Genomic DNA, 25,772 nt, shown 5'->3' on the forward strand with positions numbered 1-25,772 from the left:
TTCTAAGGAGTTTCCTATGTCTACAGGAACAGTTAAGTGGTTTAATACAACAAAAGGTTTCGGATTTATTCAGCCTAGCGATGGGAGTGCGGATGTATTTGTACATATTTCCGCTGTTGAGCGTGCTGGTTTAAACAATCTCAATGAAGGCCAAAAAGTCTCTTATGACGTTCTTCAAGATCGTCGTTCAGGAAAATCTGCTGCTGGCAACCTTGCAGCCCTTTAATTTTTTAAGTTCTGCTAGATTTTATTTAAAAATCCTCATCTACAAAAGTGGGGATTTTTTTGTTTTTAACATTAATAAAAGCAGAATTTACCTTTATCAAAGTATTGACTATCCTCTTATAATTATAAAAATGCACCTGATCCTCTCTTTAAATCTTTTTATAAATATAAAGAACAGCTTCCTTGTAAAAACCTAAAAAAAAATACCAAAATCAAATCTGTGTCTAAAACAAAATTTTCAAAGAGTTTGTCTGCAATTTTTTATTGCATACAACATAATCTCTTATAGAATACCCTCAAATTAAAAATCATTTGCTTATTTCACTATAAGGAACTGAAACTATGGCTTTTATCGCCGAGAGGCTTTCTCGTATCAAACCTTCTGCAACAATTGCTGTTTCCCAAAAAGCGCGTCATTTGCAAACATTAGGTCGTGATGTCATTGCTTTAAGCGCTGGAGAACCAGATTTTGATACACCAGACAATATCAAAAATGCTGCCATTGAAGCTCTTCGACGTGGAGAAACAAAATATACACCTATATCTGGTATTCCAGAATTGCGCCAAGCGATTGCAGCGAAATTTAAAAGAGAAAATGATCTCGATTATAAACCAGAACAAATTATTGTTGGCACTGGTGGTAAACAGATTCTCTTTAATGCATTGATGGCAACTTTGAATAAAGGGGATGAAGTCATCATTCCATCACCTTATTGGGTAAGTTACCCAGAAATGGTTGCTCTTAACGAGGGCACACCTATCTTTGTAGAAACAAAAGCTGAATTTTCTTATAAGCTTCAACCGCAAGAATTGGAAGCGGCCATCACTCCAACAACCAAGTGGTTCATTTTTAACTCTCCTTCAAATCCATCAGGCGCTGCTTATACGCATGACGAATTAAAAAAGCTAACTGATGTTCTCGTAAGATATCCTCATGTGTACATCCTTACCGACGATATTTATGAACATCTCACATATGAAGGTTTTAATTTTGTCACTCCAGCTCAGGTGGAACCAAAACTTTACCACCGTACACTCACAATGAATGGTGTTTCTAAAGCCTATGCTATGACGGGTTGGCGAATCGGCTATGCAGGCGGCCCACAAGAATTAATTAAGGCCATGGATACTATTCAAGGACAACAGACATCCGGTACAAGCTCTATTTCACAATGGGCAGCTGTTGAAGCACTCAATGGACCACAAGACTTTATCACTCAAAATAAAGGTGTTTTCCAAAAACGGCGTGATCTTGTCGTTTCCATGCTAAACCAAGCGCCTGGGATTCATTGTCCAACGCCAGAAGGTGCCTTCTATGTTTATCCTTCTTGTGCAGAACTCATTGGGAAGAAAACCCCTGAAGGTAAAGTGATCGCTCATGATGAAGACTTTGTAATAGCACTTCTGGAAGCAGAATCTGTCGCTGTAGTCCATGGGTCTGCTTTTGGACTTGGACCAGCTTTTCGTATTTCTTATGCGACATCAGAAAAGTTGCTTAAAGAAGCTTGCTTACGCATCCAACGCTTTTGCAATAATTTGCTTTAAAATTCTAAGCATCATCTATTGCTATAATTTCGTTGCCGCAGTGCACCTAAGAGATTTTCGGACACCAGGTTAATGGCATAAATAAATGGCTTCTGTAAAAAGTGTGTATGAGAAAAAATGCATAGCAATATATACCATGAAAAAAATCAAAAAATTTTTAGATACTCTATTCAAACAGACAAAGCACAACGAATCTTAGAGATAATATTTACATGAAGCACATCTCTATCTTCTTTAGTATATTGAAATCTATATCCTTGGCTGTCTTAACTCTATGACTAAAAAATGACTCTTTTCCAATTTTATAGTCACATTAAATGACTATCATCAAAGCCATATGTTACATGCTCGTAAGGCTTGTACTTCTCAATTAAATTTGCGATGCTAAATAAAATCTCATGCTTATAAAGACTATGTTTCCCCGTAAACCCCTTTCAGTTCACAACGGCTATTATAATCTATAATCCTAATATTCTGCAAAACTTCTCACCACCTATTGGTGTGTGTATCAAAAATTAGGACATCCCTTTTGATTTTTTTCTTATGATCTTTCAATATACCCAATTTTCAAACATTATTTCAGCTTACCAAAAAAAAGCCGGACAAATTGTCCGGCAAATTTGGAAAACCTTCAGAGATAAAATCAATCTGAAAGATCTTCGTAAGGGAACACTCAAGAAAATGCAATGGGAGACACATAATCAAGAGATATTGTTTTATGTCATTTTATAAGAAGAAGCACAATAAAGACTTAAGCGGATCTGCTATGCAGTAAAAACATAGCTTAAACTATCACATCACTAAAAAGACCACTGACGTGCTTTCAAAAAAATATAATCTCGAAAAGCATTCAGCTTTGCCAAATTTTTTAAAGCATAAGGATAACAAAAAAAAGTATCGAAGGAAGGAATATCAACAATATCAGGAAAAAGACGCACAAGGCGCTCATCATTATCTACGATATAATCAGGAAGCACAGCAATACCCAGATCACGCATAAGCGCATTCTTGATTGAAATAATATTATTAATTCGTAGTACTGAAGTGCGTAAAGATCCATCACTTCTACCAGCCTTTTCCAACCAATTTAAACCAGACAAATAAGATGGAACAGGTTCACCAAACGAAATAATACGGTGTGCATCCAGCTCAGATATTTTTTCTGGTTTGCCATAATTTGCAATATAATTTTCCGAAGCATAAACATGCATATGAATTGTAAAGAGTTTTCTTTGTATAAGATCAGGCTGTTGAGGTTGATGTAAACGCACAGCACAGTCTGCATGACGCATTGTCAGATCAAGTTCTTCATCATCAAGCAAGAGTTGAACCCGCATATCAGGATAAAGACTTAAGAATTCAGGCATACGCTCTGCAAGCCATCCTGCCCCCATTCCGTAGGTTGATGTGACACGCAAATTCCCTGCCGGTTTTTCACGGCTTTCACTTAGCTGCGAGCGCGCACTTTCAAGCTTCATCAAAACATCATGAGCTGTGCGATAAAGAATCTCACCCTGCTCTGTTAAAATCAACCCACGCGCATGACGCTGGAACAGGGATACACCAACATCCTGCTCTAAAGCTGAAACCTGTCGTGAAATTGCTGATTGGGATAAATGAAGCCTTTGCGCTGCATGCGTAAAAGAACCTGCTTCTGCAGCAGCATGAAAAACCCTTAACTTATCCCAATCCAATGGTGATGTCACAATTTTGCCTCTAATTTATTTAACGTCTTGAGAGTTCATACCTGAAGATCTAAGAACCGTTCTGCCTCCAGTGCTGCCATACATCCCCTTCCCGCAGCTGTTACAGCTTGGCGGAATGTGTCATCCGCTACATCTCCTGCAGCAAAAACACCAGCAATGCTCGTTGCTGTTGAATCCGGCATCGTCCATAAATAGCCACCCGGTTTTTGTTTTAATTGCCCTTCAAACAAAGAAACAGCGGGATCGTGCCCGATGGCAATAAATATTCCATCTGCATCCACCTTAATCTTTTGACCGGTTTTAACATTTTTAAGATGTGCACCTGTTACAACAGCTCCCTTTGAATCCTGAGCTGACAAACCAACAATTTCCTCTACAACATGATCCCAAATAATGCGTACATTATTGCAAGCAAGCAACCTATCTTGCAAAATTTTTTCTGCTCGAAAATGATCTCGGCGGTGTACCACGCTAACATTTTTAGCCAAATGCGACAAATAAAGAGCTTCTTCTACAGCTGTATTTCCACCCCCAACAACAATAACATCTTTACCACGATAAAAGAAGCCATCACATGTAGCGCAAGCAGAAACACCTCCCCCCATAAACGTCTGTTCACTCTCCAAACCAAGCCAGCGAGCCTGCGCCCCCGTTGCAATAATGAGCGCATCACAACAATACTGCGTTCCTGAATCTCCGTATAAAATAAAAGGGCGCTTTGATAAATTAGCCTTTGTAATAATATCATAAACAATTTTCGTGCCCATATTTTCAGCCTGTTTTGCCATTTGTTCCATCAACCACGGCCCTTGAATTGGATCAGCAAAACCCGGATAATTTTCAACGTCAGTTGTAATCGTCAATTGTCCACCTTTCTGCAATCCAGTAATCAAAACCGGTTTGAGCATTCCCCTCGCCGCATAAACCGCCGCTGTATAACCAGCTGGACCAGAGCCAATAATAAGCAGGCGAACACGCGATTGTACCATAGAATCCCTTTCATTTTTTATTACTTAATTATTCTATAAATTATAACGAAATGCAGCTTATAAAAAAAAGATTTTTCAACAGCCTAAATTATGATGTATAAGTACTTCTTTTCGATTTTTGGGAAAAGGTTTGATTGCCAGTTCACCAAGGTGTGCTTCATGTAGAAATGAATCTTTATCCTATAAAGAGAGAAACGTAAATTATCATAAGCATAAAACCGTAACAAAAAGTGATACAAAGATAGGAAACAACCATTTTTCAATTTATTATCAATGTCTGTGCACGTTTTGCGTTAATCATGGGAGGGGCAATGCTTCTGCCAATTTTTGTCGATTTGCACGACAATAGCCGTAATTGGATAACCTTTCTCTATTCTTGCGCCATAACCACTATGTTAGCAACTCTAATTCTTTTGGCAACCAAGGGGGCTACCTGCCGTTTTTCAGCGCGACTTGGCTTTACACTTACTGTTTGCCTTTGGCTAACAGGAAGCATCGTTGGCGCCTTACCCCTTTATCTTTCTCATCTCCCAATCTCTTTAGCAGAAGCAATTTTTGAATCCGTCTCTGGAATTACAACCACAGGCTCCACAGTAATCACTGGGCTTGACAATTTATCGCGAAGTATTTTGTTATGGCGTTCACTCATATGTTGGATTGGAGGCATTGGCTTTATCGGTTTAGCCCTCTTGCTTTTGCCTTCACTACGTGTTGGAGGGGCCCAGCTTTTTCATATGGAATCATCAGATAAATCTGAAAAAATACTACCCCGCATTAATCAGATTGCCAATGGAATTATCATAGCTTATGTTGGACTCACCCTTGCTTGTATGCTCTCCTATTTTGCTTCTGGCATGAGTTTATTTGATGCCATCAACCACGCAATGAGCACAGTAGCAACAGCTGGTTTTTCAACTCATGACAGTTCTTTTGGCTATTTTTCTGATAAGCCAGCCATTTTAATTGTTTCAACAATCTTTATGTTGCTTTCTGCTTTACCCTTTGTACTCTATGTTAAATTAGTGCTTCCTGGGCGCTCTAAACGCTTTCTTGATCCGCAAGTAATCGTTTTTCTTACTATTGTTTTCCTTTTTAGCTTTTCTTTAGCAGCATGGTTGCGTTTTCATGATCATCGCACCTTCAACTGGATTTTTCTTGATGTAATTTTTCACCTTTCGTCTATCATTAGCACCACTGGCTATAGCGCTAAAGATTATCAACTTTGGGGTCCTTTTGCACTTGGAATTTTTTTCATTATTTCTTTTATGGGCGGATGTGCTGGTTCTACCTCTGGTGGCATGAAAATCAACCGCCTCATTATCCTTTGGCGTATTACACAAACAAATATAGCGCAACTTCTTTCTCCTAATGTAGTGGTAAAAGCACGCTACGATCATGCCAATATATCAAGCGACGTTGCTAAATCAATTTTGTTTTTTGTATGTCTTTATATGTTCTGCCTCATTATTGGTACTGCACTTTTGCTTACTACCGGTCTTGACTTTACCACTGCTTTTACAGGTGTCTTAACCGCCCTCTCAAATATTGGACCAGGTTTTGGAGACATTATTGGACCTGCTGGCAATTTCTCTACAATCAATGACAATGCCTTATGGTTTTTAAGTTTTCTGATGCTAGCTGGGCGTCTTGAAATTATAACTATCTTCGTACTTTTTATTCCAGCTTTTTGGCGTGAACAATTCTAACGCATAGCATTTAAGTTTGCAATGATAAGCAATTTACAAGATAAACAATGTGGATTATAAAATATAATACTCATTCAATTGATGAAAAAATCAATTGAGTCATTGTGTCAGCAATATAAAGTTATCCTCCAATAAGATCTTAAACCACTCTTTTTGGTACATCAACTGTTTGAGATGAATGATACATCAAGAACTATGAAGTGTTACTCAAGAGCTTTCATATCAAACAAGGTCTTATAACATTCTGCTTTATGCACATTCCTCATCAAAAAGAGGAAATAGCTTCAGAAAATATTTCAATATTTTTACTAATGGTTTATCATTAAGATCAAGAAAGTGATGAGTTCTGGTAAAAATGTTTTTCCATTACAATGTACTTGAGTTGAATTTTTTATTGAAAAATACACTATCACTTTCACCAATGGAGCAAAACGCATAGCTTCAAAATCTGGTCTCAGAGATAGAGCAGCAAACCATGTTCTCAAAGGAAGGAAAATATCTTATTGCTTTTGCCCATACACTTAGTATCACAAAAATAACGACAAAAAAATTACTTGAAGAGCCACATTTTACCTAAAATTTTTGGAGTTGAAGGTATTAAAGCATTCTTTCCTGCATTCTCCCTAATTACTGGAAATAAAAAAATACCCACCCCACACCTGCACTTTATAACAATCTTCTCCACATCACTCTAAGAGCATAAACTCCTAAGCCTCTTCAAAAATTTTGAGAGTCTATATCGTATCAAGACACCCTCAATTTCGTAAAATAACATTTGTATGATTGAATTGTTCGCTTGAATATCATTTACGAGAATCTCTAAAGATGATACATTATATTCACTGTACAAGGAAATTTCTGACATATTTAAAGTGTTTTTTCAGCAAACATTGTCTCGTAAATGCTTCCAATTGCAGCTGCCTCTTTTTCCAGAGGGAAATGAGTGCGAACGTGAGCCAAAGCCCTTTGCCCTACAGCTAATGTTTTTTCGATATCAACAAAATAAGGCTCAATTGCTGAAGTTAAAGCCGAACCATCACCTACTTTAACAACTGTTCCTGTTCCCTCTACCACCAAATCTTTAAAAATTCCTACATCACTTGTCACCACAGCTGTCTGAGATGCCATTGCTTCCAATGGAGTCAAACCAAAACCTTCCATACGAGATGGTGCCACATAAAGCGACAAACGACGGTACCACAAAGGCGTATCAAGCACCTCTCCAAGAAAAATAATGCGGTCACTCAAACCAGCTTCAGCAATTTTCTGGCATAATTTTTTTTTAAAATTATAATGTTGCCCTGTAGTACGCCCCGCAATAACTGCTGTCCATTCAGGGTAACGTGGCAACAATGCTATCATAGCGTCCACAAACAAATCAGTGCCCTTTAAGTAGCGCACGCGCCCAAAACACCCTACTGCATATTTTCCAGGATATCCAGACGAAGAAAAGCGATCATCTCTCGTTTTTGGTGGTGAAAAACGTCTCACATCCACTCCATGCATGATAACCTGATGAGGCACCTCTAGATAAGTTCCTGTGCATACACTGGTAGCAATAACCTTATCCATACGACGAATCAACCATTTGGTAAAAGGCTTATGATGGCGTCGAGACGCTGATGTAAAGATGAGTTTAAGCTTCATTCGCAAAATATCGCGCAAAAAAACCCCACAAAGCATTTCAATATTGCGCCGTGCATGCCAAATACGAAATGGCTTACCGACCGGGCTTTTCCAAAGCCCGAAAAGGTCTTTAAAGGCAAGGGTTGGCAAATTTTTCGGCAACCCCACTCCAAAAATGGATATACGCATACCCTGTTTTCGCTGTAATGGAATAAGCTGAATAACAGTAGAAGTTACCCCTGACAAACGTTTTTTAAAATGAGGAACAATGACATCGGTCTCTTTCAAAAACACACGCATAATAATTTAGATATATTGAACTTTAATAATTTCATAATTATGCGCACCACCTGGTGCATTTACTTCAATCACATCACCCTCTTGCTTGCCGATAAGTGCTCGTGCAATAGGTGAAGAAATAGAAATTTTTCCAGTTTTTACGTCAGCTTCTTGATCACCAACGATCTGATAAACCTTTTTTTCTTCAGTATCCTCATCCAAAAGCTTGATAGTGGCTCCAAACTTAATTTTATTGCCGGAAAGACGCGAAACATTAATAACCTCTGCCCGCGCAATATAGTCTTCAAGCTCATTTATACGCCCCTCATTATGACTTTGCGCCTCTTTAGCAGCATGATATTCGGCATTTTCTGAGAGATCACCATGCGCGCGCGCCTCAGAAATTGCTTCAATGATTCGTGGACGTTCCTGTTGTTGGCGCCAACGCAACTCTTCTTTAAGATTTTCAAAACCAGCTGTAGTCATCGGAACTTTTTCCATAATCCGTCCCTTTCTGTTACACGGAAGGTTTAATAAAAACAAAAAAAACAGCTCCCAAAATTACTTTTGGAATCCGAAAACTATAATTTCTTTTATTATATAGTACAGCATCCCTATTTTCCATATAAAAATAATAATGCGATACGAAGCATTCACCAAAAGTATATTTAAAAAACTCTAATATTAAGGACTTTAAATGTCTAACTATGCTCTTATCCCTAAAGCCTAAAGAAGAAACAATTGTGTTTTTTTCTGTTTTATCATAGCTTAAATGCAAGAGATCCTGTATGAAGAGAAAAGGAAGGGAAATCTCTAAAGAAATCCTCTGTGGAAAAATGAAAAAATTGGTAGTTTTTTTTGTGTTTGTCCCTCTCTTTTTAGCCACAACAGTATCCGAAGCTGCGGATGCCTTTGTCACGAGAAATCTTAATTTTAGAATGGGGCCAAGCACTCAGTATGCACTTCGTGGTTTAATCCTCGCAGGAGAGTTAGTGTTTGTCAAAATCTGTAAAGGAAACTGGTGCCATATTAGATATAATAGCCAAACAGGTTGGGTATCATCTCGTTACCTCTCATTTAAAGATGGAAATGATGTGTATCACACATACACAATGCTTTCAGTAAAAAATCACAGTATGGACACTAGTTCTCCATAACAACTGTATTGAATATTATGAAAAATTCCCCATTGAACATCATCATGACGCAAACAAGATATTGGAGACAAACCACTACAAATGTCACCATACTCAAAACACCCAAGGAAACTTCCTTAAAGGCTTAATCAAATATCCTATGAAATAGCCAGTAAGCCGAAACAAAACTGCCAAGGAACGTTTTGCTGTTATCGCGATTAAGTTGTAAAACTCTGTATTGACTTAAAAACCACGAGTACTTTTATATCAAAGGATGCAACTGCAACAATGAAAAATGGTGTCACAGCAACAGTGGAAGCTCTTTCTGCACTCATTGCCTCAGGAAATCCTCTTTTTAAGAATGGCGCATTATGGACACCTCACCGTCCCGTTCGGCCTGAAAAATCTGAAGGCGGCATCCCGTTTCAACTCGAAACATCCTTTGAACCTGCGGGAGATCAACCTAAAGCAATTAAAACTCTGGTTGAGGGGATTGAGAAGAATGAGCGTACTCAGGTGCTTTTGGGTGTTACCGGCTCAGGAAAAACTTATACAATGGCCAAAATCATTGAAAAAACACAGCGCCCAGCTCTGATCTTAGCACCAAATAAAACTCTAGCGGCACAGCTTTACGGAGAATTTAAAAGCTTTTTTCCCCACAATGCCGTCGAATATTTTGTTTCTTATTACGACTATTATCAACCAGAAGCCTATGTGGCACGCTCTGACACTTATATTGAAAAAGAATCCTCTATTAATGAACAAATCGACCGTATGCGCCATGCTGCAACACGCGCGGTACTTGAACGTGATGACGTCATTATCGTCGCGTCTGTATCTTGTATTTACGGAATTGGTTCAGTGGAAACCTACACCGCCATGACCTTCCAAATGCAAATAGGAGATAGGCTTGATCAACGGCAATTACTCACTGATTTGGTTGCTCAACACTATCGTCGACAAGATATCAATTTCATTCGTGGCTCCTTTCGTGTCCGAGGGGATATCATTGAAATTTTTCCTGCCCACCTTGAAGATCGTGCTTGGCGCATTTCACTCTTTGGCGATGAAGTAGAAACGATTACTGAATTTGATCCTCTAACGGGTCAAAAAACAGGCGACCTCCAATCTATTAAAATTTATGCCAACTCACACTACGTAACACCGCGTCCAACACTAAATCAGGCAATGAAGTCAATCAAAATGGAATTAATTCAACGCCTCGATGAATTGAACGCAGCTGGACGTCTTTTAGAAGCGCAACGTTTAGAACAGCGTACAATTTTTGATTTGGAAATGCTAGAAACCACTGGCTCATGCTCTGGAATCGAAAATTATTCGCGCTATTTAACAGGAAGAAAACCCGGTGAACCACCACCAACCTTGTTCGAATATATTCCAAACAATGCTCTTGTTTTTATCGATGAAAGCCATGTAACCATTCCCCAAATTGGTGGCATGTACCGAGGTGACTTTAGACGAAAAGCGACCTTAGCAGAATATGGTTTTCGCCTTCCCTCTTGTATGGACAATCGTCCTTTACGCTTTGAAGAATGGGATGCCATGCGCCCGCAAACTATTGCCGTCTCTGCAACACCAGGACGCTGGGAAATAGAACAATCTCATGGCATTTTTGCTGAACAAATTATTCGCCCAACAGGGCTTGTTGACCCACCAACAGAGGTTCGCCCTGCCTACAATCAAGTCGATGATGTTGTAAATGAAATTCGTAAAACAATTCAAAAAGGATACCGTACATTGGTGACAGTGCTAACCAAGCGTATGGCCGAGGATTTAACTGAATATCTCCACGAACAAGGTATTCGCGTACGTTATATGCATTCTGACATTGATACACTAGAACGTATTGAAATTCTTCGCGATCTGCGGCTCGGCACCTTTGATGTCTTAATCGGTATTAATTTGCTTCGAGAAGGCTTAGATATTCCAGAATGCGGTTTTGTCGCTATTTTAGATGCCGACAAGGAAGGATTTTTGCGCTCTGAAACCTCGCTCGTACAAACAATTGGACGCGCTGCACGCAACGTAGATGGCCGAGTTATTCTTTATGCAGATACAATCACAGGCTCTATAGAACGAGCTTTACAAGAGACTCAAAGACGCCGACAAAAACAAATAACCTACAATGAAGAACACCATATCACACCGACGAGTATCAAAAAAAATATCGGAGATATTCTCAATTCAGGATATGAAACCAACCATATTGACAAGAATATTCCTGATTTCATCGCGAAAAACAATATGGTTGGTAAAAATTTAGCATCTCATATCAAACGTCTTGAAAAATTAATGCACAAAGCAGCAGCTGATCTTAACTTTGAAGAAGCAGCGCGACTTCGTGATGAAATCAAACAGATACAGAAAATAGAATTAGCAATTGCTGATGATCCCTTAACGCACCATAGCAATCAATTTACCCATGCGCCTGTAATACAATCAAGCCTTTTCGCCAAACCAGACCTTGATTATATGGGACCAACCACAGATACCGGCATTTTAAAGAATCAACAAACCCCAAAAAGATCTCACAAAAACACTCTCAATGAGAAGAAAAAGAAAATATTCCCTCCAAAGTGATTCAAAACTTCCAAATATTTAGAAGATATCTTAGCTTATCTAAAGATCTCGCTAAAATAAGCAGCAACAGTATCATCATATAAAATGAATACTCCAATTTAAATAAAAACAACGTAAGAAAGAAAATTTTACAAGAAAATGCTTCGAATATTTTTTTTAAACAATCTTACCTCGTTTGAGCATATTACCTAATATCAGAAAGCTATAAAACTCTCCCAAAATACTCCTAAACTCTAGGCTTTATACCCCTAACGCTTCTATGCCAAAGCGCGATTGAAGTATAGATCAGCAATCCCATGAAAAAGAAGCTTTTATACAATCACTAGAAGATATGTCTGAAATGATTGGTTTTATTGAAAATAACCTTCGATAAAGTGGCTTTATGTGGAAAAGGAACATTATCATGATGAGGTGTTTTATTATGCGCACAAAGCATTGATTTATAATAATAATTAATTGTGTGCAACTTGAATTAGCACTCCGAATACAGTAAGTTTCTTTTATTTCAAATCTGTTTATTTTGAATCAATTAAAATCATTCGCTTACGCGTCACAAGCAGAATTGGCATGTAGATAAAAACACTTGAAGAAAGAAGGAAAAATACTTCTTATGAACCGTCTCAATGCAAGAGCTTTCACGACATTGAGAGCTAAAAATAGTATAATGGTGCCAGCTTATACCTTCATAAGCGTAAAGATCGTGTTGCTCAATGAATCTACATATTAATCACGAACATCATCGTGAAATAGACTTGGGTGGATTGAGAAATAGTTCTTTTAAAAAAAAGCACATGAGCACGTGAATTGCAATACAACGGCGTTCTGTTTTATATGAACGGCTTTATATGAGCGGCGTATTCCCATTAAAGAACGTGAAAAACAAAAGCATGAGGCAATACACAATCTTTATTATTTAAAAGGTTTTTGCTTTGGATGCTTTTAAAAGTCGTAAAGCCAAATGAAAAGGAAATGGTAAAAATGGAAGCTGGTTTTCACCTTTATGGCTTCATGTTTTCTTTCAATGAGGCTGTCTATCTGTTTCAGAGATTACGCAAACAAATATATCGTCATCATTTGGCATACAAAAGCTGGCCCCCTAAAAAACTCTCATTCGTCTCAAACTTTGTACGAGAAAAAAAGATAGAAATGCAATTTTGTTTCCTTACTCCTTCTTTTCATGCATATGAACATAACCTTTATCAAAATACCTTGTGTATTTTCATTTCATTCAACATACTGAGATGCCTGAGCCATATATTTCCAGTTCCCTAGAATAGCGCAAAATATAAAGACAAACACTAAGATATCCACCACAGTATAACTCTTCGTGGTAAATCTTCCCTTTCTTCTTTCTAACACTTTTCTTTCATGCTAACCTTATCTATAGCTTCCAGCACAGGAATGAAGCTCTGGCAAAGATGGTATTTCAATCCTCACAGCTTCTCCATCATAATCCATAGTTCTTGGAAAAATCTTTCAAAACCGAAAGTGATTTTTTTCTGACACTAAGATTCATAAAATTTAGCAATGCTAGGTCACTTGTCTGAGGTAAACGAATCCTCTCGCTATTGAGCTTGCACTTTTCAAAAACCATGAACGCCTTCAACAAAACAACGGAGATGTTTTGTACTTTGATGCCTTTTTCAGAGATTTATCCTCAATGAAACTCAAATCTTTTGCTGATCCGTACACTTAATCTTATACTTCTCCATGGTAACACGCCCATTCTTTGCAAATGTAATCTGCCCTCCCCTACACCGTTGATCACAAACCTTAACCAAGGATAAAGAAGTTAAATCAGCAAACATGAATAAAAAACATTTTTTTATTATCAAAATTATCTGCATACAACGCAAAGTAGAATTTTTATATCGTCCTTACAAAATTAATCACGTAGAACAATGCTCTATGGTTCAGAGCAAGTAAAGTGAGATTTATCACCACACCATTTATTCAATGGAGAATTTTTTCCCATAGTAAAAAATCAAGTGCTATCAATACGAACTTATAAATTAAGCTCAAAAGAGTGTATTGTTTAAAACCAAATTTTTGTCACGATTTTATTCTATAATATTTACAGTATACGCTTAACTAAATGACTTTTTATTCGTTTTGTCAAAATAAAATCCAAAATCGTTCAGGCTCTATTCAGTTTGGCACATATAGAATATGGAAAAATGCGAATTTACATCAAGGAGCGTTGTTATGAAAAAAGTAATTAGAGTAGCGGTATTATCAGTAATATCAACTGCAGCCGTTTTAGTACCATTAGGTACAACGCTTGCGGATATGGCATCCTTTCACAGTGAATATGTTTCGAGAGAAATCGATAATTCGATAAGAAGAATGAAGGTAGAAAATCATTTCCCTTCTCACAACTTTAACATCCATTCTGATGATTATAGCTCTCGTTCTGTTCTTAATAAGCATCACCCTTTTTATTCTTATAATAATCAGCACCACCATCATGTTGACCATAAAAGGAGGGAAAGGAAACATCATCATGTTGAACGCAAACAATATCATTATGTCGAGCGCAAAACGACAAAACATCATCATATACATGAACATCACGTGAATCGTAATAACTCAGGAGATACTTTAGCAGCGGGAATTATTGGCCTTGCTGCAGGTGCGATTCTTGGCAATATTCTAAAACAACCAGAACAGCCACAAATTGTCTACCAAACTGTACCACAAAACCGTGTAGTCTATCAACAAATTCCACAAAGTCAGGTAATTTATGAAATACAATCAGAAACAACATATCAGCCATGGACTACTGACTGGCTTAACTATTGTAAGCAAAGATACCGTTCATTTAACCCTAAAACAGGAACTTTTCGAGGTTATGATGGCTTAGATCACTTCTGTTATGCTCCAGTAAGATGATTAACATTGCAAAAACCCCGCTTTAAAGCGGGTTTTTTTTCATTTGCTTATTCATTCCTTGTAAAAAAGGATTGCACTGACGCTCATAACCTATTTGACTTCCTGGACCATGGCCACAGATAAAACGAACGTCGTCGCCTAATGGCAAAACTTTCTCTCTAAGGGACTTCATCAATTCTTCATGAGAACAGAATGGAAAATCCGTACGTCCAATAGAACCACGAAAGAGTACATCACCCAATAGAGCAAAGCGTTCTTTTTCATTGAAATAAATGACATGACCAGGGGAATGTCCTGGGGTATGAAAAACTCTAAATACATGTCCAGCAAAATGAACGCTCTCGCCATCTTCTAACCATTGATCAGGAATACAAATACGCACATCAGCTATACCATAATTTTTCGCGCTTTCGCTTACAGCATCCATTACAGGCTTATCATCACGATGTGAACCTATAATTTTCACATTAAGCGCTTCTTTAGCTTGCATTGCCGCTCCCACGTGATCAATATGACCATGTGTTATCCAAATAGCCTCAACGTGAACACCACTCTTTTCGATCACTTCTTGAATCCGATGCCAATCACCACCAGGATCAACGAGAACCCCTGTTTTACATTCATTATCAAAAAGCAAAGTGCAATTTTGTTGGAAAGGTGTGACCGGAATAATATGTGTTCTAAAATTACCCATGATATCCTTTTCAAAAGTAAATTTTTTCAAACTTTTAAATAACACCCCCACTTTATAGAATAAAAGTGCCAGCTCGACAGCTTTATGCAACTTATGTAAACTTGAATTTTTTGTAAACTGAATTTTTATCAAGGCTTTAGAGAATGACTGATCACGTTCAAGTTTTGTGTGATGATGCACCTCACCTTCTTGTGATTGATGACGACACCCGTATCCGCAATCTTTTATTTCAATTTCTTATGAAGAATGGATTTCGTGTTTCAGTCGCTGCCAATGCCGGTGAAGCAAGACGACAACTTGCAAGCTTAGACTTTGACCTTCTTATAGTTGATGTCATGATGCCAGGCGAAAACGGCATTGATCTCACCCATTCACTCCGTCAAACAAAAGATGTTCCCATTCTCATGCTCACAGCTTTATCGGAAATAGACAACCGTATCCATGGATTAGAAGCAGGTGCAGATGACTATCTCGCTAAACCGTTTGACCCTCGTGAACTTTTACTTCGTATCAATGCTATTTTACGGCGTGGTTTTTCACCAAACCAACCCAAAATTGAGCAGATAGTTTTTGGACCTTATATATTTTCAATTTCACGACGTGAGCTTAAAAAAGAAGGAAAAGTTATTAAATTGACAGATAAGGAACAAGAAATGATGGTCATTTTTGCCGAAAATGCAGGTGATACGATTCCACGCCATAAATTTGCAATGAATGACAATAATATTGGTGAACGTGCCATTGATGTACAAATTAATCGTTTACGTCATAAGATTGAAAAAAACCCAGCAATCCCCACATGGCTCCAGACTGTGCGAGGAATAGGTTATAAACTCTCCATTGAGTAAGCGGGACATAATGATCGAATCTTCAAGAAAATTTATCCGCTGGTTAACAAAGAAGATGCCTAAACGGCTTTATGCTCGCTCTTTAATTATCATTATCGCTCCTATGGTGCTCCTGCAAACGGTAATCGGCTACGTCTTTATGGAACGCCATTGGCAAATGGTGACCGAGCGTCTTTCAACTGCCGTTGTTCATGACATTTCGGCCATTATTGATATCATTGAAACATATCCGCAACAAGATAACTATGAAAATATCAAGCGTATTGCACAACAACGCATGGGATTAAACATTTCTATCCTTCCACCTGCCCCCCTCCCTCCTCCAGGACCTAAACCATTTTTTGCAATTCTTGATTATTTTCTAAGTGAAGAAATCACCCGCCAAATTAACCGCCCCTTCTGGATTGATACAGTAGGCGATTCTGATCTTGTCGAAATCCGCATCCACCTTGGTCGTAATATTTTGCGCGTCTTTGCACTGCGCAGCCAAGCCTATGCTTCCAATACTGGTATTTTTTTAAGCTGGATGGTAGGAACAGCTCTTGTTTTATTGCTGATAGCGATTTATTTCTTGCGCAATCAAATCAAACCGATTCAACAATTGGCTGAAGCAGCAGAAAGCTTTGGGCGTGGTCGTCCTTTACCAGAAGGATTTCAACCACAAGGAGCTGATGAAGTTCGTCGTGCTGGGATTGCTTTTTTGCGCATGCGAGAGCGCATTGAACGCCAAATCGAACAACGCACCATGATGCTCTCAGGCGTAAGTCATGATTTAAGAACCATTCTTACCCGCTTTAAACTCCAATTGGCTTTAGCAAATACTGACTTTGATATTGCTCCGCTTGAGCAAGACGTCAGCGATATGCAAAATATGTTAGAAGCCTATCTTGCTTTTGCACGCGGCGAAGGCAGTGAAAATATTAAAACCTTTGATTTAAATGCTCTTATGCAAAAATTCTCTGCCGATGCTCATCTTCACAAACGTCAATTTTCCTACATCATTGAAGGCCCTACAGAAATACAAGCACGTCCCCATGCCTTCACCCGCCTAGTCAGCAATCTTGTGTCAAACGCGTTTTGTTACGCCAACACCGTTAAGCTGACAGCCATATCCCAAAAAGAATCCTTTATAATAACTATTGACGATGATGGACCTGGCATTGATAAAAATATGCGCATGGAAGTTTTTAAACCGTTCTTTAGGCTTGATAAAGCGCGAAATCAAGACGCCAGCGGAACAGGCCTTGGCCTTTCTATTGCCCAAGACATAGCACGTAGCCATGGAGGGAACATCCAATTAGATGATAGTCCCTTAGGGGGATTACGCGCTATTATTGATATCCCTCTATGAGAAATATTTCACCGCTCATTGATAATAAAAATAATCGTTAAACAAGCTTGCTAAAGGATTTAGGCATTCCCTACAGTTTCAAACAAAGTGTATTGCAGTGCCTTGTAAGCATTCTCACCAGACCAAGCAACCATCTGAAACGCAGTGTAATGGCTTTCACAGACTTTAAGCGCATGTATCAACAATGTTTCAACCTGTATATGAGATGGCGGCACTCCTCCAGCCAGTAGAAGACCCTGCCGATAAATGACGGTATTGTTGCCCTGCCAGTAATCAAAATGTCCCAGCAATAATTTTTCATTAATTGCCAGCAATAAGCGATGCATTTCCGCTGTTCGACCATTTTCAATAAAAAGGTCAAATGCACAAGCTAAATGAAGAGCTTCTTGCTCTTCCATCCATGAAAAGGCGAGGCAATAATTTGCCCGTTTCCCTTCTACACAAACACTAATTTCATCTTCGGCATCCCGCTCAAAAGACCAATCGTATTTACAAGCAATCTGTTCGATAAAGTCAACAGGATGTTCTTCTCTTTTTGTGGCGCAAAATGCAAGCCTCATCATTAACCCTCAATAAATATTAACAACGTTGTCAACAGCACACAAAAAACCTAAACTGTAACAACACCTTGCTACAATCAAAGCCCTTACCCAAACAAATACACATTAAAACACTAAAAGCACACACTACCCAGAAACAAGTGATACTTCCTAGGTAACACACCTGATAATGACAAAACGAATCATCAAGTTTTTTCAGTGTATTGATACAATTTCATAGCGCTAGCCCCCCTGATTCAAAAAAGTGTTTTTTTATAAAAAACAAACCGAAAAAAAATAGAAAAACTGCTCTAACAGACTCAGGATTAAGCATTTTTTGGTTTGACGCACTCCATTGAAAAATTGGGGATATTTTTTCTCAAACTATATTTTATTTTATAAAAAACCATTTTATTTTTTTGGCGTTTGCATTTTTTCCAAATCATCAAGACGTTTTTTCAAATCAACATTGTCGGCATGTGCTTTCAGCACCATATCTTTAAGCACTTCAAATTCTTCACGTGGAACAAGATCAAGTTTATTCGCTATCTTTTCAGCTTGTGAACGAAAAACTGTTCCGGCTTCACGTTTGATACCTTGTGCAACATCAACTGCATCTGTTGCTAATTTTGCTAATTCATCAAAAATACGGTTTGATCCATTACGCATGTGTTTTTTCCCTTAATTTTAATTACTGACTGACGCACGCATTATAGCGTATTTTCATAACATTTAGATACTGTATTTGTTCCCTTTGTCTTATAACTATACAGATTTACCCGAACCTTTTTACTCCTTTTACCACCATAAATTTTTACACACTAAAAACAGTGGAAACCTATCCACCTCCTAATTGACCATTATGCCTTCATCTGTCATTTCTGAACTTTATTAACATTTGCATCATTTAACATTAATAAATGTAAAGCGCTTTTTCATGAATGATCTTTCTTGTCCTGCCATTGCTTTTCCACCTTTTCTCGACCCTGTCATTGTCCGTATAGGCCCGATAACTCTGCATTGGTATGGACTCGGTTATGTTGTAGGTATTCTTTTTGCTTGGTGGTACGCGCAAAAATTATTAAAAAAACAATCCCTATGGTATGCAAATCAACCTCCTGTAGAGAAAGAGAAGATAGGAGATTTTGTTGTCTGGTCTGCCATCAGTATCGTTGTTGGTGGCCGCCTAGGGCAAGTGCTTGTATGGGACCCGGCTTATTACTTTAGCCGCCCAAGTGCCATCATCGCAGTATGGGATGGGGGAATGTCATTTCACGGCGGCCTTATTGGTATTATCATTGCAATGATCTGGTTTGCCCGTAAAAACAATATCAACATACGAGTAATGTTTGATATAGTTGCAGCAGGTGCTCCTATTGGCATCGGTATTGTACGAATATGCAACTTCATCAACCAAGAATTATGGGGCAATATTACCATTGTACCTTGGGCCGTCTGCTTTCCCCAAGATCCCCAATATCTACCACGCCATCCAAGTCAACTTTACGAAGCCCTCGCGGAAGGGTTTCTTCTCTTTATCATTTTGTCTATTATTATTTTTGCTTTTAAAGCATTAAAGCACCCTGGAGCTGTTGCAGGAACATTTATTATAGGCTACGCAACAGCACGAAGCATTTCAGAAATTTATCGTGCCCCTCAAGAAGATCCAGAATGGTTTTCTAACCTTTTTCACGCTACTGGAATCACCTATGGCATGGCTTTAACTCTTCCTATGCTTTTTTTAGGGTTTTATCTCCTTTTCCACGCCCTTAGACACCAATCCGTAAAATAATGGTTATCCTTAAAGAGAGAATTAAAAGAATTATTGCACGTAATGGACCAATCACTGTCAGCCAATACATGGCGTTGGCACTCACTGATCCTCAATTCGGCTATTATCGAACACAAAATCCCTTTGGGCGCACCGGAGATTTCATCACCGCACCTGAAATAAGCCAATTATTTGGAGAAATGATTGGCATTTGGACCCTCGCAAGTTGGAAAGCACAAAGTTGTCCTCAACCTTTTATCCTAGCTGAAATAGGGCCAGGACGTGGAACTCTTATGGATGATGTTTTGCGTACCATTCAAAAATTATGCGTCCCAGCATTTGAATCTGCTGAAATTTTTCTTATTGAAATAAGCCAAAACCTTGCAAAAGAACAAAAAAAACGCCTCTCATCTTATCAAAAAACAATCTATAGCATTGAAAATTTTGATCAAATTCCCTCGGGACCTCTCTTCTTAATTGCCAATGAGTTCTTCGATACACTCCCCATCAACCAATATATTAAAATCAATGGAAAATGGAAAGAACGCCGCATTACAGTTAATAAAAATGGAGACTTCACATTTATTGCTGTTCCGCGCAAACTTCCTTCTTCTTGCTTACAATCCTATTATTCTGAAATCCCTGATGGAACAATTTTTGAACATGCACCCTCACGACACCAAATAATGCGAAAAATCAGTAGACGCTTAATACAAATGAAAGGTTCTGCTTTGCTCATCGATTATGGTGCTTCTGATCTTGCGTTTGGCGATACACTGCAAGCACTCTCAAAACATAGATTTCGTGATATTTTTGACGCTCCTGGTGAACATGATTTAACATCACATGTTGGTTTTTCCTTTTTAAAAGCAATAGCCCTTAAACAAGGCTGTTTTGCTGAAATTCTAGAACAAGGAGAGTTTCTTTTTAAAATGGGACTACTGGAACGTGCAAAAAAGCTTGGAGCTGGCAAAAGCGCTACACAGCAAGACAAAATCCGCCAAGATATCGAACGATTAGCTGGTCCAGATCAAATGGGCAAGTTGTTTAAAGTCTTGCATGTTTGTGATAAAAAATACACATTTGCCTCCTAGATTTTAATTAACTGCCAATAACAACACTCCCAATAACAAATTCATGGACAAACACGAGCACCCCACATACCATTCTTACTTAAAATAACCATGATATTCAGCTAAGGACCTTTTATGAAGCCTATTCTTGATCCCATCCTTGCAAAAGATCTTTCTGCTTTACAGCGCCAAGGGATAAAACATGGTTTTTTTACACGTCAAGGAGGTGTTTCAAAAAACCTTTACCAAAGCCTCAATGTCGGAAAAAGCTCAAATGATCACCCTGAACATATTGCAAAAAACCGCACTTTAATCGCTCATTATTTTGGTATTGAAGTACAAGATTTAGTCACTGTCAATCAGATACACTCTTGTGAAGTCGTTGTTGTTGATCAAGCTTTTATCAACGATCGTCCCAAAGCTGACGCTCTCGTTACAAGCACACCAAATCTAGCAATCGGCATTCTTACTGCAGATTGTGGACCAGTTCTGTTTGCTGATCCGCAAACAAATGTCATCGCAGCTGCACACGCCGGCTGGCGAGGAAGCTTAAATGGGATTATAGAAAAAACAATCTCTGTTATGGAAGCGCAAGGTGCCAAACGGCAATCAATAACAGCGGTTCTTGGACCTTGTATTGGTCCTTGTCACTATGAGGTCACAAGTGAATTTTACAACCAATTTATTGATTGCCATAGTAAATACCAAAAATATTTTTTAAAAACAGACAAAGTAAATCACTTTAGCTTTAATCTATGGGCATTCATTATGAATAAACTCACAGAAGCAGGAATCAATGCTTCTTGTCTTAAGCTTTGTACCTATCAAAATGAAGAGCGTTTTTTCTCCTATCGCCGTGCAATACACCGTAACGAACCTGATTACGGACGGCAAATTTCTGCTATTATGCTGAAATAAAAAAAGATAAAACCCTTTTGTACTTTAGAACAATATTAAAACTGCAAAAATAAGTTTTTTACACAAATAAAAAAATAAACCCGATTGTACTTTGCTTTTTTCACAAAATTATCTATTGGCTCACAAAATTCAACAGTTTTGGCTATTATTATTTTCAATGTTTGGTTATGGTGATTAAGGGCAAGCCCCCTTTTACTTATTCCCCTTTCTTCTCCTCAAACATAAGATATTACGTATATTGAAGGCGTTCTTTATAAAATATGAGCCAAAAAGCTTAATCAAATATGGATCTCTTTGCCTCATAACAAAAAAACTTTGCTCTAAAAGTAACAAAAATTTTGGAAAAAGAAAAAACAAAACGCATACCTTCTTTAACAATGATAGATAAAATTGTAATGGTTTTGTAATTGTTTTCTTGCAATTTGCTAACAAGAAGTTAAAAACCGTATCATATTTCATCGTGATTACTTAGAGGATCTATCATGAAACTTTTCTGCGGCAATTCTAATCCACGCCTCGCTGAAGATGTCGCAAATTATTTAAACATCCCTTTAGGCAAAGCAACTGTAAAGCGTTTCGCGGATCAAGAAATTTTCGTGGAATTGCATGAAAATGTGCGTGGACAAGATGTGTTCGTTTTGCAATCTTCATCCTATCCAGCCAACGATCACTTGATGGAATTGCTCATCATGATTGATGCACTTCGTCGTTCTTCGGCACGTCGTATCACAGCTGTTATACCCTATTTTGGTTACGCTCGCCAAGACCGAAAACCTGGGCCTCGGACTCCCATTTCTGCAAAACTTGTTGCCAACCTTATTACTGAAGCAGGAGCCCATCGTGTTTTAACTTTGGACCTTCATGCAGGACAAATTCAGGGCTTTTTTGATATTCCAACGGATAATCTCTATGCCGTTCCAGTTATTTCTCGCGATGTCAAAATACACTACTCTCTTGAAAATGTCATTGTTGTTTCACCTGATGTTGGCGGTGTAGTACGCGCACGCTCCTTAGCCAAGCGCTTGAACAGTTTGCTTGCTATTGTTGATAAACGTCGTGAACGTCCCGGTGAATCAGAGGTTATGAATATCATTGGAGATGTATCCGGAAAAGATTGTCTTTTGCTCGATGATATTGTTGATTCAGGTGGAACGCTATGCAATGCAGCAAGTGCTCTCCTTAAACATGGAGCCAATAGCGTTACCGCTTATATCACACACGGTGTCCTTTCTGGAAATGCTATCGAACGTATTACGAATTCAGAAATGAAAGAATTGGTTATTACGGATTCAATTATGCCAACACAAACAATCGAGAAGGCACATAATATTCGCGTTTTACCAATTGCTGACCTTATTGGAGAAGCAATTGCAAGAACAGCAGCAGAACAATCTGTCTCGAGTTTATTCGGTTAAACTGGTTCCTTGGGATCTCCTGGTGCTGTTTCTACACCAAAATCAGGAAAAGCTATAATGCGTTGACCGCTAAAATGTGTATGGATAACAATGAGCCCACGCTCTTCAAAGTAGGTTAAAAGCCGACGTGCACGACTTAAAGAGTGAGTCCCATAAAGACGTGCTAAAAATGCATCTGAGGGGCATGGTTTTCCACCTAAAGCAGCCTGTGCTACATTCAAAAAAACACCTTGAACATCATCTTCCAAACTTTCCGATAGATGCAAAATGCGTTTCCAACTTTCACTTACAGCAGTTTCTTCATCAACACAAGCTTGAGCAACAGCCAACTTACGCCGAAATTGTGAAAGATTCAAAAGATCCCCTGAGTGACCATGAATACGACAGCGAACCAAGAAATCTTGATAAAGAACCGCTGTTGAACGATAAAAAGCTTCAGGATCATCAAGAATTTCACGAATAACACGCTCTGCTTGGATATCGCGATCAACAACAGACAGTTCAGGAAATAAGCTTGGTTCTTCTTCCAACAATTCTTGTTTTTTATGCACAGCCTCTTCTAACATCTCATGAATTGATTTCTCTCTCCTCGGCTCTCGTGATTTTTTAAATGGAATTAAAATTTCCTCCGGCGAAGCAGTAAAAACGAGTTCTTTTACATCAGTCCGTTCTGTTGGAAGTGGCATTAATTTTGGGCTAGAAGAACGTGCCAATGTTTCGACAGGACCAATGATAATCGGTAAGGGACGTCGTGATAAAGCGGGGCCTAAAGCTATAAAATGACCACGCTCAAGATCTCTAAACATTTCCGCTTGGCGTCGCTCCATTCCCAAAAGGTCAGCAGCACGCACCATATCAATATCTAAAAAAGTTCGCCCTATTAAAAAATTTGAGGCTTCAGCAGCTACGTTTTTGGCAAGCTTAGCCAAACGCTGTGTAGCAATGACACCGGCAAGACCACGTTTGCGCCCTCGACACATAAGATTGGTCATAGCACTAAGCGAAATTTTACGCGCTTCATCAGAAACTTCTCCTGCGGCAGCTGGAGCAAATAATTGTGCTTCATCAACAACAACGAGCATGGGATACCAATAATCGCGTTCCACATCAAACAATGCACCAAGAAAGGCACCCACAGCACGCATCTGTTGTTCAGTATCTAATCCTTCAAGATTGAACACCACCGAAACGCGATGTTGGCGAATTCGATGAGCAATACGCGTCAATTCTAATTCGCTCCGTTGAGCCTCAACAACAACATGATCAAATTTATCTGCTAAAGTTACAAAATCACCCTCTGGATCAATCACACAGTGTTGTACCCATGAAGCACTTTGTTCAAGTAGACGGCGAAGAAGATGTGATTTTCCTGAACCAGAATTACCTTGCACCAGAAGACGCGTCGCCAATAATTCTTCCAAATCAACGAATGCTGGCATAGATTGACGCAAAGCTCTACATTCTGCCATCTCGCCCAAGGCAATCTCAACCTTCATAACATCTCCAGTATTTTATTCTGAATATATAGGCTAATATTTATTCTCCATCTAAACCATACTTGTAACATTTCCTTTTTCTCAACGATAGAAATCATCGATTTTTCCCACAACTCTTGCATCTATGAATGGTTTGAATTATAGAACAACCTTCTGCGTAGACACCCTTGGAGGCAACGCAGAATGGAGCAATCGCTGCTTAACAGCGTATATCTTCATATTCATGCAAAAACTGTCGTTAGTTTTTAATGAATCTCCAATCATGTAAAAGGACTTAAATTATGAGCAAAAGCTACACTCTTAAGGCCGAAATACGCGAGCGGGTTGGTAAGGGGTCCTCCCGTGAACTTCGCCGCAACGGTCTCATTCCTGCTGTCATTTATGGTGAAAAACAACCACCTTTGGCAATCACAGTTCCCTATAAAGAGATTTTCTACAAAATTCATGCTGGTGGCTTTCGTACTACCATTGCAACTATTGTAATTGGCAAACAAAAAATCACAGTTTTACCAAAAGACTACCAATTAGATCCCGTGCGTGACTTTCCCTTACATGTAGATTTCCTGCGTATTTCTGCGAAATCCGTTGTGGAAGTGAATATTCCTGTACACTTCCTCAATGAAGACACAGCTCCGGGACTTAAAAAGGGAGGTGTCCTCAATATTGTTCGTCATGAAATTGAATGTACCGCTCCAGCAAACGCTATCCCTGAAGCAATTGAGATTGATCTTTCCAGCTACTCTATTGGAGATTCTATCCATATTTCAGCAGTGCAATTGCCTGAAGGAGTTGATCCGGTTATTCAAGATCGAGACTTTACCATTGCAACTATCGCAGCCCCTGCTGGTATGGATGTCAGCGATGAGACTTCCGAACAAGAGAATGAAAAAAATAACGAAAAAACTTGATAAATTTCAGCAGGCGGGAATTTTTCCCGCCTTAGCTTATTGAAAATTTTTAAT

General features: G+C 38.7%; 20 protein-coding genes and 1 pseudogene. 13 read left to right on the plus strand and 8 right to left on the minus strand.

Annotated elements, in window-relative coordinates; translation table 11 throughout:
* Positions 1-16 precede the first annotated feature (16 nt).
* The gene (locus MCQ_RS05340; RefSeq protein WP_006924018.1) at positions 17-226 is read left to right on the plus strand and encodes a cold-shock protein; all 210 of its coding nucleotides are present in this window, start codon (positions 17-19) and stop codon (positions 224-226) included.
* A 341-nt stretch (positions 227-567) separates the two neighbouring features.
* Positions 568-1,770, plus strand: a complete 1,203-nt coding sequence (locus MCQ_RS05345) for a pyridoxal phosphate-dependent aminotransferase (protein ID WP_006924019.1) — start codon at positions 568-570, stop codon at positions 1,768-1,770.
* A gap of 800 nt (positions 1,771-2,570) precedes the next feature.
* Here the strand turns inward: MCQ_RS05345 and MCQ_RS05355 are convergent.
* Positions 2,571-3,476 (minus strand): LysR family transcriptional regulator, encoded by a 906-nt coding sequence (locus MCQ_RS05355; RefSeq protein ID WP_006924021.1) that lies wholly within the window; start codon positions 3,474-3,476, stop codon positions 2,571-2,573.
* Positions 3,477-3,511: 35 nt separating this feature from the next.
* Complete coding sequence (trxB, locus tag MCQ_RS05360) at positions 3,512-4,465, minus strand: thioredoxin-disulfide reductase (RefSeq protein WP_006924022.1); 954 nt, start codon at positions 4,463-4,465, stop codon at positions 3,512-3,514.
* Positions 4,466-4,776: 311 nt separating this feature from the next.
* On the opposite strand from trxB, the gene MCQ_RS05365 reads away from it, so the two are divergent.
* A complete protein-coding gene (locus MCQ_RS05365; RefSeq protein ID WP_006924023.1) occupies positions 4,777-6,171 on the plus strand; it encodes a TrkH family potassium uptake protein in 1,395 nt (464 codons plus the stop codon).
* Positions 6,172-7,038: 867 nt separating this feature from the next.
* Here MCQ_RS05365 and MCQ_RS05370 read toward each other — a convergent pair.
* A complete protein-coding gene (locus tag MCQ_RS05370; RefSeq protein ID WP_006924024.1) occupies positions 7,039-8,097 on the minus strand; it encodes a glycosyltransferase family 4 protein in 1,059 nt (352 codons plus the stop codon).
* Between the two features lie 6 nt (positions 8,098-8,103).
* Complete coding sequence (gene greA / locus MCQ_RS05375; protein WP_006924025.1) at positions 8,104-8,577, minus strand: transcription elongation factor GreA; 474 nt, start codon at positions 8,575-8,577, stop codon at positions 8,104-8,106.
* Positions 8,578-8,864: 287 nt separating this feature from the next.
* Here greA and MCQ_RS05380 point away from each other — a divergent pair, with 287 nt between their 5' ends.
* The 3 genes from MCQ_RS05380 (at position 8,865) to MCQ_RS05395 (ending at position 14,705) form a co-directional block, all read left to right on the plus strand.
* Positions 8,865-9,233 carry an SH3 domain-containing protein gene (locus MCQ_RS05380; protein ID WP_006924027.1) on the plus strand — a complete coding sequence of 123 codons (369 nt, stop codon included), beginning with the start codon at positions 8,865-8,867 and terminating at the stop codon, positions 9,231-9,233.
* 267 nt (positions 9,234-9,500) lie between these two features.
* Positions 9,501-11,813: an excinuclease ABC subunit UvrB gene (uvrB, locus tag MCQ_RS05385; RefSeq protein WP_006924036.1), complete on the plus strand. Its 2,313-nt coding sequence runs from the start codon at positions 9,501-9,503 to the stop codon at positions 11,811-11,813.
* Positions 11,814-14,018: 2,205 nt separating this feature from the next.
* Positions 14,019-14,705: a BA14K family protein gene (locus tag MCQ_RS05395; protein WP_006924037.1), complete on the plus strand. Its 687-nt coding sequence runs from the start codon at positions 14,019-14,021 to the stop codon at positions 14,703-14,705.
* A 22-nt stretch (positions 14,706-14,727) separates the two neighbouring features.
* Here MCQ_RS05395 and MCQ_RS05400 read toward each other — a convergent pair whose 3' ends face one another.
* Complete coding sequence (locus MCQ_RS05400) at positions 14,728-15,399, minus strand: MBL fold metallo-hydrolase (protein WP_006924038.1); 672 nt, start codon at positions 15,397-15,399, stop codon at positions 14,728-14,730.
* A 143-nt stretch (positions 15,400-15,542) separates the two neighbouring features.
* Between MCQ_RS05400 and MCQ_RS05405 the strand changes: the two genes are divergently transcribed.
* Together MCQ_RS05405 and MCQ_RS05410 are read left to right on the plus strand one after the other, a co-directional pair.
* Positions 15,543-16,247 carry a response regulator gene (locus MCQ_RS05405; protein ID WP_006924039.1) on the plus strand — a complete coding sequence of 235 codons (705 nt, stop codon included), beginning with the start codon at positions 15,543-15,545 and terminating at the stop codon, positions 16,245-16,247.
* A gap of 10 nt (positions 16,248-16,257) precedes the next feature.
* Positions 16,258-17,598 carry an ATP-binding protein gene (locus MCQ_RS05410; protein ID WP_006924040.1) on the plus strand — a complete coding sequence of 447 codons (1,341 nt, stop codon included), beginning with the start codon at positions 16,258-16,260 and terminating at the stop codon, positions 17,596-17,598.
* A gap of 59 nt (positions 17,599-17,657) precedes the next feature.
* Here the strand turns inward: MCQ_RS05410 and MCQ_RS05415 are convergent, their stop codons facing one another.
* On the minus strand, positions 17,658-18,158 hold the full coding sequence (locus MCQ_RS05415) for a type III secretion system chaperone family protein (protein WP_006924041.1): 501 nt from the start codon (positions 18,156-18,158) through the stop codon (positions 17,658-17,660).
* Between the two features lie 390 nt (positions 18,159-18,548).
* Positions 18,549-18,806, minus strand: a complete 258-nt coding sequence (locus MCQ_RS05420; RefSeq protein WP_006924042.1) for an accessory factor UbiK family protein — start codon at positions 18,804-18,806, stop codon at positions 18,549-18,551.
* A gap of 268 nt (positions 18,807-19,074) precedes the next feature.
* Between MCQ_RS05420 and lgt the strand changes: the two genes are divergently transcribed.
* The 4 genes and pseudogenes from lgt to MCQ_RS05440 all read left to right on the plus strand — a co-directional run bounded on the left by lgt (position 19,075) and on the right by MCQ_RS05440 (position 23,314).
* Entirely contained in the window at positions 19,075-19,929 is an 855-nt protein-coding gene (gene lgt / locus MCQ_RS05425; protein ID WP_006924043.1) for a prolipoprotein diacylglyceryl transferase, read from the plus strand.
* Positions 19,929-21,009, plus strand: a pseudogene (locus MCQ_RS05430) (class I SAM-dependent methyltransferase). The gene lgt and the pseudogene MCQ_RS05430 overlap by 1 nt, the downstream one beginning before the upstream one ends.
* Positions 21,010-21,116: 107 nt before the next feature.
* Positions 21,117-21,899: a peptidoglycan editing factor PgeF gene (pgeF, locus tag MCQ_RS05435; RefSeq protein ID WP_006924045.1), complete on the plus strand. Its 783-nt coding sequence runs from the start codon at positions 21,117-21,119 to the stop codon at positions 21,897-21,899.
* A 482-nt stretch (positions 21,900-22,381) separates the two neighbouring features.
* The gene (locus tag MCQ_RS05440; protein WP_006924046.1) at positions 22,382-23,314 is read left to right on the plus strand and encodes a ribose-phosphate pyrophosphokinase; all 933 of its coding nucleotides are present in this window, start codon (positions 22,382-22,384) and stop codon (positions 23,312-23,314) included.
* On the opposite strand, the gene MCQ_RS05445 is transcribed toward MCQ_RS05440, so the two are convergent.
* Positions 23,311-24,810 carry a helicase HerA domain-containing protein gene (locus tag MCQ_RS05445; protein WP_006924047.1) on the minus strand — a complete coding sequence of 500 codons (1,500 nt, stop codon included), beginning with the start codon at positions 24,808-24,810 and terminating at the stop codon, positions 23,311-23,313. The genes MCQ_RS05440 and MCQ_RS05445 overlap by 4 nt on opposite strands.
* Before the next feature lie 281 nt (positions 24,811-25,091).
* On the opposite strand from MCQ_RS05445, the gene MCQ_RS05450 reads away from it, so the two are divergent.
* The gene (locus tag MCQ_RS05450; RefSeq protein WP_006924048.1) at positions 25,092-25,718 is read left to right on the plus strand and encodes a 50S ribosomal protein L25/general stress protein Ctc; all 627 of its coding nucleotides are present in this window, start codon (positions 25,092-25,094) and stop codon (positions 25,716-25,718) included.
* The last annotated feature ends 54 nt before the right edge of the window (positions 25,719-25,772 follow it).

It is taken from the genome of Candidatus Bartonella washoeensis Sb944nv, assembly GCF_000278135.1.
GTDB lineage: Bacteria > Pseudomonadota > Alphaproteobacteria > Rhizobiales > Rhizobiaceae > Bartonella > Bartonella washoeensis.

Bases quoted from the DNA above. Each gene is read 5' to 3' on its own strand.
- MCQ_RS05340 (WP_006924018.1), top strand. From the start codon at position 17: ATGTCTACAGGAACAGTTAAGTGGTTTAATACAACAAAAGGTTTCGGA.
- MCQ_RS05345 (WP_006924019.1), top strand. From the start codon at position 568: ATGGCTTTTATCGCCGAGAGGCTTTCTCGTATCAAACCTTCTGCAACA.
- trxB (WP_006924022.1), bottom strand. From the start codon at position 4,465: ATGGTACAATCGCGTGTTCGCCTGCTTATTATTGGCTCTGGTCCAGCT.
- MCQ_RS05365 (WP_006924023.1), top strand. From the start codon at position 4,777: ATGCTTCTGCCAATTTTTGTCGATTTGCACGACAATAGCCGTAATTGG.
- MCQ_RS05370 (WP_006924024.1), bottom strand. From the start codon at position 8,097: ATGCGTGTGTTTTTGAAAGAGACCGATGTCATTGTTCCTCATTTTAAA.
- greA (WP_006924025.1), bottom strand. From the start codon at position 8,577: ATGGAAAAAGTTCCGATGACTACAGCTGGTTTTGAAAATCTTAAAGAA.
- MCQ_RS05380 (WP_006924027.1), top strand. From the start codon at position 8,865: ATGAAGAGAAAAGGAAGGGAAATCTCTAAAGAAATCCTCTGTGGAAAA.
- uvrB (WP_006924036.1), top strand. From the start codon at position 9,501: ATGAAAAATGGTGTCACAGCAACAGTGGAAGCTCTTTCTGCACTCATT.
- MCQ_RS05395 (WP_006924037.1), top strand. From the start codon at position 14,019: ATGAAAAAAGTAATTAGAGTAGCGGTATTATCAGTAATATCAACTGCA.
- MCQ_RS05400 (WP_006924038.1), bottom strand. From the start codon at position 15,399: ATGGGTAATTTTAGAACACATATTATTCCGGTCACACCTTTCCAACAA.
- MCQ_RS05405 (WP_006924039.1), top strand. From the start codon at position 15,543: ATGACTGATCACGTTCAAGTTTTGTGTGATGATGCACCTCACCTTCTT.
- MCQ_RS05410 (WP_006924040.1), top strand. From the start codon at position 16,258: ATGATCGAATCTTCAAGAAAATTTATCCGCTGGTTAACAAAGAAGATG.
- MCQ_RS05415 (WP_006924041.1), bottom strand. From the start codon at position 18,158: ATGAGGCTTGCATTTTGCGCCACAAAAAGAGAAGAACATCCTGTTGAC.
- MCQ_RS05420 (WP_006924042.1), bottom strand. From the start codon at position 18,806: ATGCGTAATGGATCAAACCGTATTTTTGATGAATTAGCAAAATTAGCA.
- lgt (WP_006924043.1), top strand. From the start codon at position 19,075: ATGAATGATCTTTCTTGTCCTGCCATTGCTTTTCCACCTTTTCTCGAC.
- pgeF (WP_006924045.1), top strand. From the start codon at position 21,117: ATGAAGCCTATTCTTGATCCCATCCTTGCAAAAGATCTTTCTGCTTTA.
- MCQ_RS05440 (WP_006924046.1), top strand. From the start codon at position 22,382: ATGAAACTTTTCTGCGGCAATTCTAATCCACGCCTCGCTGAAGATGTC.
- MCQ_RS05445 (WP_006924047.1), bottom strand. From the start codon at position 24,810: ATGAAGGTTGAGATTGCCTTGGGCGAGATGGCAGAATGTAGAGCTTTG.
- MCQ_RS05450 (WP_006924048.1), top strand. From the start codon at position 25,092: ATGAGCAAAAGCTACACTCTTAAGGCCGAAATACGCGAGCGGGTTGGT.